Source organism: Chromobacterium sp. CCUG 76385 (genome assembly GCF_059916625.1).
In genome coordinates, this window is the sequence record NZ_JAUCGU010000001.1 from 165,631 (window position 1) to 179,365 (window position 13,735).

A 13,735-nucleotide genomic window follows, 5' to 3' on the forward strand; every position below is an offset into this window, starting at 1 on the left:
ATATCGCCATGAGCGGGGTTGACTGATTGCGGGTGCGCATTGCGTTGTTGGCATGGTGAATTCAGGCAGGGGCAAAGGGGATATGTGGCGCGCGCAGCTGGGGCGGGGACAAAAGGGTAGTGAGCCATGCTGGTCGGCCATGGGGCTGGTGGTGGTGCTTGCCATGGCTTCCACGGCGGCTCAGGGCTCGCCACTGCGTGCTTGCGCCTCCGACGCGGACTTGCCCCCCTTCGTATTTACGTCCTTGGCGGGCTTTGCGGGCGGGGCCCAGAACACAGGCTTGGCCATCAATGTATTGCAGCGCAGCCTCATGCGTGCCGGGCGCGAACCCGCAGTCGTCGAGCGGCTGCCCTGGCGTCGCTGCCTGGAAACCGTTGCCTACGGCCAGCGCGATATTGCCATCAACGTTCCAAGCCGGGAGTTGGATGCCAAGCGGTTTCTGGCTACCGATGCGTACGCAGAGATTCACCATGTGTATTTTTACTCTGCGCAGAAGCATCCAGGCGGAGCCTTGCTGCACTCGTCGGCGGATCTTAAGCGCTACATGGTGTGCGGGCTGTTTGGCAGTCGTCTTGATGCCTTCGGGATCGCGCAGAATCGCCAGGATACCGGTTCAAAAAATCAACGCAATGCCATCAGCAAGATCGCCGAGGGGCGCTGCGATGTTTTCATTGATATCCGCGAGGTGGTGGACAGCCTTTCCGCGCACGACGCGGGGCTGAGAGACCTGTTTACCATGCCAAGCATTCGGCGTCTGGACTTGCCTGGCGACGTTCCGACAGGCCTTCATTTCGAACTCAGCCGCGCGCTGCCCGATGGACGCTACCTGCAACGGTCATTCAATGCCACCATTCGTGACTTGATCCGTAATGATGAGATGACGCGCATGACCCCGTAAATGGCCGTGTTGGCCCGGCTTATTTGGCTGATTTTCCAAAAACCGTTTTTGCTGCTACCGGCATCAGCTTGTCCACATTCCGGGCGGTCGCCACCAGAATCGGCACCAGAATCTCTTTCGCCGGCTTGTGCCCGTGCAGATACGAAACCAGTGCGCCGGCCGCGGAGCTTCCCATCAGAAAAGGTTGCTGCATGCCGACGGCAATGAGAACATCGTTTTTGAGCAATTGGGCGACTGCGGGCATGGCGTCGAAGGATACGAGCAATATCTGCGTTTCCTTGCCGGCTTCCTTGATGGCGCGTGCAGCGCCATCCACTGGCTGGTCGGTTTCGATGAAAAATCCCCGTATTTTCGGATGGGTCGCCAGAATCTCCTTGGTATAGCGATAGGTTTCTTCGGCTGAGTAATCTTTCATTTGCCGCAGAACCGTTTCGGCTGCAAAGCCGGCGTCTGTCATCGCGTCACGAAAGCCATTGGTTCGATCCTGCCCGTTCTTGCGAGTCAGCTCAATGGTGACCATGCCATAGCTGCCATTGTTCCAGCCGCGTGCTTTCATCGCAGAGGCCAGCTCGACGCCAACGTCGTATGCGCCGCGGTAATTGTCCGATTTGACGAAACTGACATAGTCGCCTCCATTGGTGCCAATGTCCGCGATGGCGATGGGAATATTGGCGCGCTTGGCCAGCAAGAGCGCATCCTCGGCCGATTGGCTGTTGGTTGGCGAAATCACGATGCCGATAGCCTTGCGGGCAATGGCTTGGCGCACATTGTTGAGCTGTGTGTCTGCGCTGAGTCTGCTGTCTAGTTCCGAAAAAGTATAACCATTCGCGTCCGCGACCGATTTGACACCCTTGCCAACGGTATCCCAGAAGGGCAAATCCGCTTTGGCGGTAATGTAGACGAGTTCAGCTGCATGGCCGCTACAGGGGCCGAGCCCGAGCAATGTCGTGAAGACGGCTTTGAGGCCGTAGCGGAGCAAGGAGGCCAAGCCCGATGGGCTGGTTGTTGAAATCGCGTCGCTATTCACCTTGCACTCCCTGCTGGCGATAATCTTCAGTGATGATTTCTTATTCTAGAAAGTTTCGTCCAAGATGCCACTGCCTGCCCTGGATCTGGCAAAGACCGCTTGGGCTGCGCGTGGTGGATGCTCGAAGCGGCTGGCAGGTGGCGTGCTTCATGTGCTTTAGTGGTGCGTCCTTGAGCGGCGCTCCCGGATAGGCCTCCAGGGCCGGAATTTTTCTTGCCTGCGAAACGGTATTTCAGGCGCCGCCCGACTGTCACGGTTACCACCCGAACCGGGATGGAATGAAAAAAGCCGCCAAACCCTTTAGTCTGGCGGCTTTTTGGTCTGTTTAGATTTTGGCCGAAACCAAATCTTCACGCGTCAGCAGGAAAACAAAGCCGTCGCCGCTCTGCGTTTCCATCCACATGAAGGGCAGGGTGGGGAAGCATTCTTCCAGCATGTCGCGGTTGTGGCCGATTTCCACCATCAGCACGCCGCGCTCGTTCAGGAAATCCGGCGCGCGGCGCAGGATTTCGCGGGTGGCGTCCAATCCGTCCTCGCCGGAGCCGAGGGCGATTTCCGGTTCGTGCAGGTACTCCTCCGGCAGCGCGTCGACCGATTCGGCGTCGACATACGGTGGGTTGGAGATGATCAAATCGTACTTGTCTTCCAGGCCTTCGAACATGTCGGTGTGGATCAAGTTGATCCGGTCTTCCAGGCCGTAGTGCTCAACGTTGATTGCCGCCACTTCCAGCGCGTCCAGCGAGATGTCGACGGCGTCGATCTCGGCGTCCGGATAGTGGTGGGCCAGCTGGATGGCCAGGCATCCGGAGCCGGTGCACAGGTCCAGCGCGCGGTGCACCAGTTCAGGATGTTCGATCCACGGCGCCAGCGGTTCGCCCAGCAGCTCGTAAATGAAGGAGCGCGGCACCAGCACGCGTTCGTCGACATAGAAATTGAACTCGCCCTGCCAGGCTTCGTTGGTCAGGTAGGCAACCGGCACTTTGTCTTCGGCGCGGCGGCGGATCAGCTCCAGCGTGCGTTCCACTTCTTCCGGCAGCAGCTTGGCGTCCAGATACGGATCCAGGGTGTCGATCGGCAGCTGCAGCGCGGACAGGATCAGATAGACCGCCTCATCGTGCGCGTTATGGGTGCCGTGGCCATAGGTCAGTCCGGCATCGTTGAAACGCGACACGGCGAAACGCAGCAAGTCGCGCACGGTGGAGAAGTGGCTTGCGGCCAATTGGTACATGACAGTCCTTTCAATGCAACGGGGACATGGATGGCCCATGTCCCCTGATAGCTTGGTTCATCGGCCTGAGGCCTTTGACGTAGCCAACAAAATCCGGTGAAGCGCTTGCCGCGCCGAATCAGAACGGCAGCTTGGCGTCGGTGGCGGTGGCCAGCACGCGGCGGAAGTCGCCCTTGATGCGCTCCAGCGCTTCTTCGTTATCCGCCTCGAAGCGCAGCACGATCACCGGCGTGGTGTTGGAGGCGCGCGCCAGGCCGAAGCCGTCCTTGTATTCGACGCGCAGGCCGTCCAGCGTGTTGACTTCCTCGGCGCCGTCGAATTGCGCCGTTTCCTGCAGTTTGGCGATCAGCGAATGATTTTCGCCTTCCTTGGCCATCTTCAGGTTCAGCTCCGGCGTGGAGACGGCATTGGGCAGGGCGTTCAAGAGTTCGCTTGGGTTTTCCACGCGCGACAGCACTTCCAGCAGGCGGGCGCCGGTGTAGATGCCGTCGTCGAAGCCATACCAGCGTTCCTTGAAGAACACATGGCCGCTCATTTCGCCGGCCAGCAGGGCGCCGGTTTCCTTGATCTTGGCCTTGATGAAGCTATGGCCGGTGCGCGCCATCACCGGCACGCCGCCGTTCTTCTTGATCCAGGGCTTGAGCAGGCGGGTGGACTTGACATCGAAAATCACCTTGGCCTTGGGGTTGCGCTCCAGCACGTCGGCGGCGTACAGCATCAGCTGACGGTCCGGCCAGATGATGTTGCCGTCCTTGGTGACCACGCCCAGGCGATCGCCGTCGCCGTCAAAAGCCAGGCCGAGCTCGGCGTCGGTCTTCTGCAGCGCCTCAATCACGTCCTTCAGGTTCTCCGGTTTGGCCGGGTCCGGATGGTGGTTCGGGAAGTTGCCGTCCACATCGCAGAACAACTCGCGGACTTTGCAGCCCAGGCGGCGGTACAGCAGCGGGGCGAAAGCGCCGGCCACGCCGTTGCCGCTGTCCACCACGATGTTCAGCGGGCGTTCCAGCTTGATATCCGAGGTGATGCGATCGAAGTAGGCTTCGGCGATGTCTTCGGTGCGGTAGCTGCCTTCGCCTTCGGCGAGATTGCCGTCCGCGATGCGCTGGTAGAGCAGCTGGATGTCTTCGCCGGCCAGGGTGTCGCCAGCCAGCATCATCTTGAAGCCGTTGTAATCGGGCGGGTTATGGCTGCCGGTCACCATGACGCCGGACAGGGTGCCCAACTGGTGGGCGGCGAAATACAGCATCGGAGTGGCCACGCGGCCCACGTCGATCACGTCGATGCCGGCGGAGCGGATGCCGGCCGCCAGCGATTCGCTGAGTTCGGGGCCGGACAGGCGGCCGTCGCGGCCGATCACGATGGCCTTGACCTTGCGGGACTGGGCTTCGGAGCCGATGGCCTGGCCGATTTGCTGGGCCACGGCGGCGGTCAGCGTCTTGCCGACGATGCCGCGGATGTCATAAGCCTTGAAAATGTCTTTGGATAGTTTGTTCATGATGTTCTGACACGGTCCATGTGTTATGTGGAGCGTAAAGCGGCGCCTCGTCTTGGGGCCGTTGCATCCGGGATTCAATGACCGAACTGTTGGGTCATCGCGATCAGTTCATTCAGTTTCTGGCGAGCCTTGCCGCTGTCCAAGGCTTCGCGCGCCATGGTAACACCATCGGCCAGGCTTGGGGCGATGTCGGCGGTGTAAATCGCCGCGCCGGCGTTGAAGAGCACGATGTCGCGCGCCGGGCCGGGCTCGCCGTTCAGCACGGACAGCAGCCGCTCGCGCGACTGTTCGGCCGTGGCGGCGCGCAGGTCTTTCAGCTCGCAGTTCATCAGGCCGAATTCGCCCGGCTCCAGCTCGTATTCCAGAATCTCGCCGTTCTTCAGTTCGGCCACCTGGCTGGGGCCGGACAGCGTCAGCTCATCCAGGCCATCGCAGCCGTGCACGATCATCACATGCTTGCTGCCCAGCTGTTTCAAGACGCGCGACTGGATGCCCACCAGGTCCGGGTGGAACACGCCCATCAGCTGGTTGTCGGCATCGGCTGGATTGGTCAGCGGCCCCAGAATGTTGAAGACGGTGCGCGCGCCCAGTTCCTTGCGGATCGGCGCCACATGCTTCATCGCGCTGTGGTGGTTGGGGGCGAACATGAAGCCCAGGCCGATCTGATCCAGGCATTGGCCGACCTGTTGTGGCGTCAGTTGCAGATTGACGCCAAGCGACTCCAGCACGTCGGCGCTGCCGGAGCTGGACGACACCGAGCGTCCGCCGTGCTTGGCCACGCGCGCGCCGGCGGCGGCGGCGACGAAGGCCGAGGTGGTGGAGATATTGAAGGTGTGCGATTTGTCGCCGCCGGTGCCGCAGGTATCCACCAGGTGGCGGCGGTCGGCTAGCGGCACATGCGTGGCGAATTCGCGCATCACGGTGGCGGCGGCGGCGATTTCCGAGACCGATTCCACCTTGACGCGCAGGCCGATCAGGATGGCCGCCGTCTGGGCTGGCGTCAGCTCGCCGCGCATGATCTGGCGCATCAGCGCCAGCATCTCGTCGTAAAACAATTCATTGCCGTCGATCAGCCGGTTCAGCGCGGCTTGCGGGGTAATCATGGCGGGATTCCTATCAGCTTTGCCGGCCCAATTCGGCCAGCCTTTGCGTGTCGAGGTCGATTTCACAGGCGAGGCGGGCGCGCTCGGCGCCGTTGCCGCTGGCGTAACTGGCTTCCACCCAGCCGCAGTGCTGGCGGCGATAGGCTTCGTAAGCCTGGCGGGCGCGGCGCAATTCGCGCGCGGCGTGGAAGCGGCCATCGGTGGCGGTGTCCAGCTTGCGCATCGCGTCCAGAGTTTTGTCTTCCTGCGCTTGCAGCTGCTTGCGGACGTCGGCGTGCCGCTGCTGCAGGCAGGCGGCGATGGCCGGCGTGTCTGGCTGGCTTTGCGTGCAGTCATCCAGCGCGCCCGCCCAGGCCTGCGCCGACAATAAGGCGGCGATCAGCGGCAGCGGCAAGCGCATCAGGCGAATTCCTTCAGGAAGTTGTCCAGCATGCGGTGGCCGTGTTCGGTCAGGATGGATTCCGGGTGAAATTGCACGCCTTCGATGGGCAGGGTTTTGTGACGCACGCCCATGATCTCGCCGTCATCGGTCCAGGCGGTGACTTCCAGGCAGTCCGGCAGCGTTTCGCGCTCGATCACCAGCGAGTGGTAACGGGTGCAGGTGACCGGATTGGGCAGGCCGCGGAACATGCCCTTGTCCAGATGGCTGACCGGCGACACCTTGCCGTGCATCAGTTGTTTGGCGTGCACCACCTTGCCGCCGAAGGCCTGGCCTATGCCCTGATGGCCCAGACACACGCCCATGATGGGCAATTTGCCGGCGAAGTGCAGGATGGCCGGCACCGATACCCCGGCCTCGTTCGGGGTGCAGGGGCCGGGGGAGACCACCAGGTATTGCGGTTTCAGCGCTTCGATCTGCGGCAGCGTGATCTCGTCATTGCGGAACACCTTCACGTCCTGACCCAGCTCGCCGAAGTACTGGACCAGGTTGTAAGTGAAGGAATCATAATTGTCGATCATCAGCAACATAATTCGCCCAATCTATTGATTTGTATGCATTTTTTTCGGCATGACTGCCGGCTTGTCCATTGATGCGGCGGCCAGGGGCAGGTAAGGAACTGCGCCGCCATTTGGCGCATGCCGCTGCTTGTGGTGCGGCGCCGCCCTGATTTTGTGCGGCGCGAGAATTCATTACGCCTGATCTTACGGTAATTTGCCTGCCGCTGGAAACCGGCGGAGTGACGGGGCAGGCGTCAGCGCGTGATGTAGATTGCACAAGGCGGGCTGGAGGGAGGGGCGTGCCTGCGCGGCGGCTTGTGGGCGTTCAGCCAACCGCGGCAGACATGGTGGCAGGCTCATGGGCGTGAGGGCAGCTCGCTTGCCAGCCAACGCATGCGGCCCAGCATCACGCTGACGGCCAAGGCCAGCAGGCCCGGCAGCAGCCAACCCAGACTCAGCGAGAACAAGGGCAATTGTTCCAGACCATCCTGCAGCGCGGCGGGAAGCAGGCCGGCCGCCTTCAGGGCGTCGCCCAAGCTGATCAGGGACACGACGCCCAGCGTCAGGCAATAACTGAGGGGCAGATTCGGCAAACGGCTGCGCAGCGCTTGCAGCAGCACCAGGCAGATCGCGCTGGGATAAATCAGATACAGGGCGGGCACGGTGACGCGGATCAGCACATCCAGGCCAAAGTTGGCGATCAGGGTCGACGCTACGGAAATCAGCGCCAGCCAGTAAGCATAAGTCAATCGCCCCGTCTGCTTGGCGAAGTAATCCGCGCAGGTGCTGCCGAGTCCCACCACGGTGGTCAAACAGGCCAGCAGCACAATGCCGGCCATCAGCCAGCTGCCTGCGTCGCCAAACAGCCAGGCGACATAACGGACCAGGATTTGCCCGCCATTGCTCGCGCCTGCCGCGACGGGCGCGCTGGTGGCGCCCAGATAGAACAGGCACAGATACAGCAAGGACAGCAGCGCGACCGAGATCAAGCCGGCCTTGAAAGTCAAGAAGCGAACCATCTTGGGCTGCGTGATGCCTTTGCCGCTCAGCGTGCGCGCAACCAGGCCGCCAAACGCCATGGCCGACAACACGTCCATCGTTTGATAGCCACTTAGCAAGCCTTCGACAAACGCGCCGTCGACATAGTTGGCGCTGGTTGCGCCCACGCCGGACAGCGGCTTCAGCATGACGCCCAGCGCCACTGCCGACAGCAGCAGCAACAGCACGGGCGTCATCAAGCGGCCGACGCTGTCTATCATCCGGCCGGGCTTGAGCATGAAATAGAGTCCAATGCCATTGAACGCCAGCGCGAACAAGACGCCGCCCCAGGGCGAATGGGCGAATCCCAGCGGCAGCCAGCCCATCTCGTAGGCGACATTGGCCACCCGCGGCATCGCAAACAGCGGCCCCAGAATCAGATAAAGCAAGCTCCAGAATACGGTTGCGGCCCAGGGCGGCAGATCGCGCGACAGCGCCTCGCCCCGGCCCAAACCGGCCACGGTCAGCAGGGTCAGAAAAGGCAGGCCTACGCCGGTCAGCATGAAGCCCAGCGCCGCTATGGGCCAGGCTTTTCCGGCCAGATGGCCTGCCATAGGCGGAAAAATGACGTTGCCAGCGCCAAGAAACAGGGCAAACACCATCATGCCCAAGGCGGCTGTGTGGTTGCGGGACAGCATGGAAGTCTCCGGATTGTGATGCCGGCGGACCTGGAGAAGGAGGGACATTTAGACCGGTCCCTCGCCAGGGACGTCGGCTAAATGAAAATGAGCGGCCTTATCCCTGGCTGATATTCAGCGGGATAATAATCTTCACGACGCCGCGCACAGCAGGCGCCACCTGGCCGCGTTGCGGCGAAGCGGACTGGGCATAAGCGATGGGCAGCATGGATTTACCGGTTGAGAACAGATAGCGAGCACTCATTAGAACGTCTATGCCTGCGCTTGGCAAGGCATGGCCAGAAGATTAAACGCCTGGCATGGCGCGGCCACTCCCAAGCCATGCTCACCGCGGTCAGGCCTATCCCGTCCATCGTGCGCAACGGCGCGTGCCTGCCCGCGCGTCATCGGGCGATGGGCCTGTCTGGGCATGGATTGGAGATTCTGCGCTTGTCCGGCAATCCTGGCCGCTTTGGCAAGCAAGATATTTTACTGTCGAACGGCTATATCCAAGAGAACATGTCTAGGGGCTGTTGACGTTTGCTGAGAGGTTGCGAAAGGCATCCGGTCCTGCGGGTTTGGCCTCTTTTGACCAGATTCGGCGGTGCGCAGCCCTGGCATGGCTATGCGGCGGACTGCGCGCCTTGCATCCGGCCAAAATCGGCGCAAACGCGATCCCCGCAGCACAACCCGTCAACAGCCCCTTGGGAGCGAATGCATGAGAAGGCTGCTGTGGATGGCAATGCTGTGGAGTCTGGCCTGGCCAGTGCCTGCTCAGACTCTGCTGGTGGCGATGGAAGAGGCGGATAACCGTCCGTTCGAATACCTGGACGATCAGGGCAATCTGACCGGTTTTCACACCGAGATTGTGCGCGCGGTGGCCAAGGCGCTGGGGTGGGAGGTGTCCTTCCAGCGCATGCCGTGGGGCCGGGCGCAGTTATCGCTGGCCAACGGCAAAGTGGATGCAGTCACCTATATGGGTAAAACCGCGGAAAGAATGAAGTACGCGGTTTTCCTGGATGGCAATCAGCTGGATGTCGAGCGAGTCACCTTGTTTGTGCGCAGGGAGGATGCCGCGCGCATTCACTACATTCCGCCAGTATCCAGCATGATGAACCGCTGGCGCTTTGGCGCGCCGCATGGCTATTTTCTGGGGCAAGAGATCGCCGACGCGGTGGCGGCCGGGCTGCCCCTGGACCAGCATGCGCAGAATCAGGCGCAATTGTTCGGCATGCTCGTGGCGCATCGCATCGACGTGGCGGTTGCCGAGAAACTGGCGCTGCAACTGGTGGAGCCGGAAATGCCAGATGTGGCTGCCCATGTGGCGCCGGTAACGGGCGCGGTGTTCAGCGGCAACCCCATGTACATCGCCTTCCGCAACAAAGGCGACGGGCCGCAGTTGGCCAAGCAGTTTGCCGCGGCTTACGCCAAGTGGCGTCATGGTGATGTCTATCCTTGGCTGATCGCGCGGTTCAAGGTGTACGAGCGGGTACCGGATAGCTTCATCCCCAAGTAGCCGGCCTTCCACGCGCCCCAGCCCGCGAACAGCGGGCTGGGTTATTTGGCGGGGCGGCTCATGCCGTCAGTCGGTGGCGGCTTCTTCCTTAAAAGCCAGCAACGCCAGCAAGCTGGCCGCGCTGCAGGCCATGATGTACCAGGCTGGGGCTAATGGATTGCCGCTGACGCTGATCAGCCAGGTGACGATGAACTGTGCGAAGCCGCCAAACAGCGTCACGCCGCAGGCATAGATGATGGCAAGTCCGGTGGCGCGGCTGCCGCGCGGGAAGGCCTCCATGATCAGCAGGAAGCCGGCGGGGCTGCCCAGCGCCAGCGGCGCGGTCAGCGTCATGGCCAGCGTCAACGCGGCAGGCAGCGAGGGTGTCGCGTGCAGCAGCATGAAGCAGGGCAGCGTCAGCAGCGCGCACAAAGCATTGACGGCCAGCAGCAGGGGTTTGCGTCTGGGCAGACGGTCGGCCAGCATGCCGGCCAGCGGCGAGGCCAGCAGCAGGACCAGCCCGGCCGCGCATCCTGCGAGCAGCGCGGAGGCCGGCGGTTGATGCAGCACCTTGATCAGATAGGACGGCAGGTAGTGCGCCACCACATACATATTGGCGGTGCCGCCCATGATCAGCATGCAGCCCAACAACAGCTTGCGACGATGCTGGCGCATCAGCGCCGCCAGGCTTGGCTGCTCAGCCGCTTCGGCCTGGTGGGTTTCGTCCAGATGGCGGCGGATGTACAAGCCCACCGGCCCCACCAGCAAGCCCAGCAGGAAAGGCAGCCGCCAACCCCAGCTTTCCAGCGCTTCATGGCTGAGGAAATAGGTCAGCAGCGCGCCGCTGAGCGCGCCGGCCAGCACCGCGCCGCCCTGGGTGGCCATCTGCCAGCTCACCATGAAGCCGCGCCGGTTGCGCGCGCCGGACTCCATCAAAAAGCTGGTGGCGGCGCCGACTTCGCCGCCGGCGGCGAAGCCTTGCAGCAGACGGCCTGCGACGATCAGCAAGGGCGCCAGCAGGCCTATGCTGTCGTAAGTCGGCGCCAGGCCGATCAAGGCGGTGCCGCCGGCCATCAGCCAGATGGTCAGCGTCAGCGCCGGTTTGCGGCCGGCGCGGTCGGCGATGCGGCCTATCACCACGCTGCCCAGCGGCCGCATCACGAAGCCGATGCCGAAGGTGGCCAGCGCCATCAGCAAGGAGCCGTACTCGCTGTGCGACGGGAAATACAATTTGCCGATCAGCACGGCGAAAAAGCTGAACACGGTGAAGTCGTACAGCTCCAGCCAGTTGCCCAGCGACACCGCGACGATGGTGCGGCGCGACGAGGCGGTGTGCGTTACCGGCGCGTCGGCCGCGGGGGCGGTCAGCGTCTTGTTCATATGAAGTTCCTCGATCTGGATAGGGACAGGCGGCTTCAGAAAAAGTTGTGGTACAGGCCCACGGCGGCGCTGACGGGCGTGATCCCGGTCTGCGGCCTGCCCAGCCGGTCGGCAGGCAGCGGCTGGCCGTTCAGCATCAGGGTGGAGCCGCCCAGGTTGCGGATGGCGCCGGCGCGCGCATACAGGCCTGTGCGCTGGGACAGGTTGTAGTCGTAGCCCAGCATCAGGCCGAGGGCGGAGCTGGAGATGGCCTGCCCATCCGCGTCGCGCGCGCTTGTTGTATCGCGGTAGACGGCGGACAGGCGGTAGACATGCCGCTTTTCCGCGACGATGGCGCCGGCGGTGTAGACGCGGGCGATGCCGTTTTCCTGGCGGCGCGGCATGGTGACGGTATGCGAGGCGGACAGCACCAGCCGGCCGATGTCGTAGACCGCGGCCAGGCCGTAGAAGTCATTGCGCGCCGCGTCCGCGCCGGACGGCGACAGCGGCTGCCAGCTCTGGTTGAAGCTGGCGGCCAGGAACAAGGGGCCGTCCAGATGCGCCAGCATGGCGCCGCGGCTGCCCGGCGCGCGCCGGTTGGGCGAAGCGGCCTGCAGCAGCTCGACGTTGAAGCCCTGGCCGCGCGGCGAAATCCACTTCACGGCATGGCCCACGCGGCTGTCGAACTGGGCGGAGCCGGGGCCGAGGTCGGCATTGGGCAAAACGCCGCGCGGCGTCTGCACCGCGCCCATGCCTGCCCAGCTGTAGACCGAATGGGTGTTGACGGCGCCGAACGGATCGATGAACAGCGGCAGGCCGGCGTTGAGCTGGCGGCCCAGCCGCAGCGCGCCCCAGCGCGTGGACTCCAGGCCCAGCCAGGCTTCGCGGTTGAAGGTGATGCCGGGCGATTGCGGCGTGCCGTCGTTGGCGTTGAAGCCGGCCTCCAGATTGAACTCCGTCCGCCAGCCGTCGGCCAATAGCTCGCGGCCGGCCAGGCCGAACTTGGATGTCCATTCGCCGCCGCTCTGCAGCTGCCAGGCGCGCCTGCCGCCGGCTTGCGCGTAGTTGACGCCCAGGTCCAGCGTGCCATACGGGGCGACGCCGCCGTTCTTCAGCATGCCGTTGAACAGGGGCAGGCCTTGCAAGCGGGTCAGCAGGAAGGAATCGGCCCAGGCGGGCGGGGCCAGGCAGGCCGCCAGCAGGGGCGGCCAGGTGTGACGCAGCATAGCTTTCTCCTTTGTCTTGCGATGCCGGCTGTGCCGCCGGCTTGATCGCGCCGCGCGTCAGCCGCGCAGATAGCTTTCCGCCAGCCGCGCCCACAGCGAGGCGCCCACCGGCAGGGCCTGGTCGTTGAAGTCGTAGCCAGGGTTGTGGACCATGCAGCCGCCGCGGCTTTCGGTGCCGTTGCCCAGCAGCACGTAGCAGCCGGGTTTCTTTTCCAGCATCCAGGCAAAATCCTCGCTGCCCATCATCCCTTGCGGCGGTTGGATCAGTCGTTCCGCGCCGGCTTGCTCGCGGATCAGTTCCGCCATGAAGCGGGTTTCATCGGGCGTGTTGACCAGCACCGGCGCGATGGTGCGGTAGTCGATTTCCGCCGCTACGCCGTAACTCTGCGCCTGCAGCTGGACGGTTTCATGCAGCCGCTGTTTCAAGGTGGCGTGGACGTCGCGGCTGAGCGCGCGTACGGTCAGCTTCATTTCCGCGTGTTCCGGAATCACGTTGTGCGCCTTGCCGGCGTGCAGCGCGCCGACGGTGACTACGCCGGCCTCTGTCGCCGGAATATTGCGCGCCACCAGGGTTTGCAACGCCATCACGATGGACGAGGCGGCGACGATGGGGTCGCGGCCGAAGTTGGGCATCGCGCCGTGCGCGCCCACGCCGGTGAGGCGAACATCCACGCTGTCGGACGAGGCCGCCATGGCGCCTTCCTTCAGTGCGAAACAGCCGACAGGCAGGCCCGGCGCGTTGTGCAGGGCGTAGACGGCGTCGCAGGGGAAGCGCTCGAACAAGCCGTCTTCAAGCATGGCCGGCGCGCCGCCCAGGCCTTCCTCCGCCGGTTGAAAGATCAGATGCAGCGTGCCGTTGAAGCGCCGGGTTGCAGCCAGGTATTGGGCGGCGGCCAGCAGCATGGCGGTGTGGCCGTCGTGGCCGCAGGCGTGCATCTTGCCGGGCTGGGTGCTGGCGTAGGAGAGGCCGGTGGTTTCCTGGATGGGCAGCGCGTCCATGTCGGCGCGGATGCCGAGCGCGCGCGACCCTGCGCCTGCGCGCAGCGTGCCCACCACGCCGGTCTTGCCGATGCCGGTTTGCACCTCATAGCCCCATTCGCGCAGCTTGGCGGCGACCAGCTCGCTGGTTTGCCGCTCCTCGAACCCCAGCTCCGGATGAGCGTGTATTTGGCGGCGCAGCTGGATGAACTCATCCAGGCTGTTCAGGATTTCCGGGAGGATGAAAGTATCGTTTGCCATGGCTTGGTCTCCTGGTTGAAAGGTGCCGAACCATGCTAGGCAAAACTATTTGCGCTGAATAAGCACAAATA

At 63.3% G+C, this 13,735-nt stretch carries 14 protein-coding genes; 2 read left to right on the forward strand and 12 right to left on the reverse strand.

Annotation, left to right across the window (positions count from 1 at the left end; translation table 11 throughout):
- The first annotated feature begins 139 nt into the window (after window positions 1-139).
- Window positions 140-898, forward strand: coding sequence for a substrate-binding periplasmic protein (locus QUG01_RS00755; RefSeq protein WP_500828442.1), 759 nt, complete (start codon window positions 140-142; stop codon window positions 896-898).
- 19 nt (window positions 899-917) lie between these two features.
- On the opposite strand, the gene QUG01_RS00760 is transcribed toward QUG01_RS00755, so the two are convergent.
- The 9 genes from QUG01_RS00760 to QUG01_RS00800 all read right to left on the reverse strand — a co-directional run bounded on the left by QUG01_RS00760 (window position 918) and on the right by QUG01_RS00800 (window position 8,610).
- Complete coding sequence (locus tag QUG01_RS00760) at window positions 918-1,925, reverse strand: substrate-binding domain-containing protein (protein ID WP_500828443.1); 1,008 nt, start codon at window positions 1,923-1,925, stop codon at window positions 918-920.
- Window positions 1,926-2,250: 325 nt separating this feature from the next.
- The gene (gene prmB / locus QUG01_RS00765; protein ID WP_500828444.1) at window positions 2,251-3,153 is read right to left on the reverse strand and encodes a 50S ribosomal protein L3 N(5)-glutamine methyltransferase; all 903 of its coding nucleotides are present in this window, start codon (window positions 3,151-3,153) and stop codon (window positions 2,251-2,253) included.
- 118 nt (window positions 3,154-3,271) lie between these two features.
- Window positions 3,272-4,648, reverse strand: coding sequence for a phosphomannomutase/phosphoglucomutase (locus QUG01_RS00770; protein ID WP_500828445.1), 1,377 nt, complete (start codon window positions 4,646-4,648; stop codon window positions 3,272-3,274).
- Between the two features lie 74 nt (window positions 4,649-4,722).
- On the reverse strand, window positions 4,723-5,751 hold the full coding sequence (gene trpD, locus QUG01_RS00775; protein ID WP_500828446.1) for an anthranilate phosphoribosyltransferase: 1,029 nt from the start codon (window positions 5,749-5,751) through the stop codon (window positions 4,723-4,725).
- Window positions 5,752-5,764: 13 nt separating this feature from the next.
- Window positions 5,765-6,151, reverse strand: coding sequence for a lysozyme inhibitor LprI family protein (locus QUG01_RS00780; protein ID WP_500828447.1), 387 nt, complete (start codon window positions 6,149-6,151; stop codon window positions 5,765-5,767).
- Window positions 6,151-6,720, reverse strand: a complete 570-nt coding sequence (locus QUG01_RS00785) for an aminodeoxychorismate/anthranilate synthase component II (protein WP_500828448.1) — start codon at window positions 6,718-6,720, stop codon at window positions 6,151-6,153. Before QUG01_RS00785 ends, QUG01_RS00780 begins: the two co-directional genes overlap by 1 nt.
- Window positions 6,695-6,883, reverse strand: a complete 189-nt coding sequence (locus QUG01_RS00790) for a hypothetical protein (protein WP_500828449.1) — start codon at window positions 6,881-6,883, stop codon at window positions 6,695-6,697. Before QUG01_RS00790 ends, QUG01_RS00785 begins: the two co-directional genes overlap by 26 nt.
- 163 nt (window positions 6,884-7,046) lie before the next feature.
- Window positions 7,047-8,366, reverse strand: a complete 1,320-nt coding sequence (brnQ, locus tag QUG01_RS00795; RefSeq protein ID WP_500828450.1) for a branched-chain amino acid transport system II carrier protein — start codon at window positions 8,364-8,366, stop codon at window positions 7,047-7,049.
- 97 nt (window positions 8,367-8,463) lie between these two features.
- Window positions 8,464-8,610 carry a hypothetical protein gene (locus QUG01_RS00800; RefSeq protein ID WP_500828451.1) on the reverse strand — a complete coding sequence of 49 codons (147 nt, stop codon included), beginning with the start codon at window positions 8,608-8,610 and terminating at the stop codon, window positions 8,464-8,466.
- A gap of 453 nt (window positions 8,611-9,063) precedes the next feature.
- Here QUG01_RS00800 and QUG01_RS00805 point away from each other — a divergent pair, with 453 nt between their 5' ends.
- Window positions 9,064-9,861 carry a substrate-binding periplasmic protein gene (locus tag QUG01_RS00805; RefSeq protein WP_500828452.1) on the forward strand — a complete coding sequence of 266 codons (798 nt, stop codon included), beginning with the start codon at window positions 9,064-9,066 and terminating at the stop codon, window positions 9,859-9,861.
- 66 nt (window positions 9,862-9,927) lie between these two features.
- Here QUG01_RS00805 and QUG01_RS00810 read toward each other — a convergent pair whose 3' ends face one another.
- The 3 genes from QUG01_RS00810 to QUG01_RS00820 are packed head-to-tail and all read right to left on the reverse strand — an operon-like array spanning window position 9,928 to window position 13,664.
- Entirely contained in the window at window positions 9,928-11,220 is a 1,293-nt protein-coding gene (locus QUG01_RS00810) for an MFS transporter (protein WP_500828453.1), read from the reverse strand.
- 35 nt (window positions 11,221-11,255) lie between these two features.
- Window positions 11,256-12,425 carry a porin gene (locus QUG01_RS00815; RefSeq protein WP_500828454.1) on the reverse strand — a complete coding sequence of 390 codons (1,170 nt, stop codon included), beginning with the start codon at window positions 12,423-12,425 and terminating at the stop codon, window positions 11,256-11,258.
- 57 nt (window positions 12,426-12,482) lie between these two features.
- Window positions 12,483-13,664: a M20 aminoacylase family protein gene (locus QUG01_RS00820; protein WP_500828455.1), complete on the reverse strand. Its 1,182-nt coding sequence runs from the start codon at window positions 13,662-13,664 to the stop codon at window positions 12,483-12,485.
- Between the last annotated feature and the right edge of the window lie 71 nt (window positions 13,665-13,735).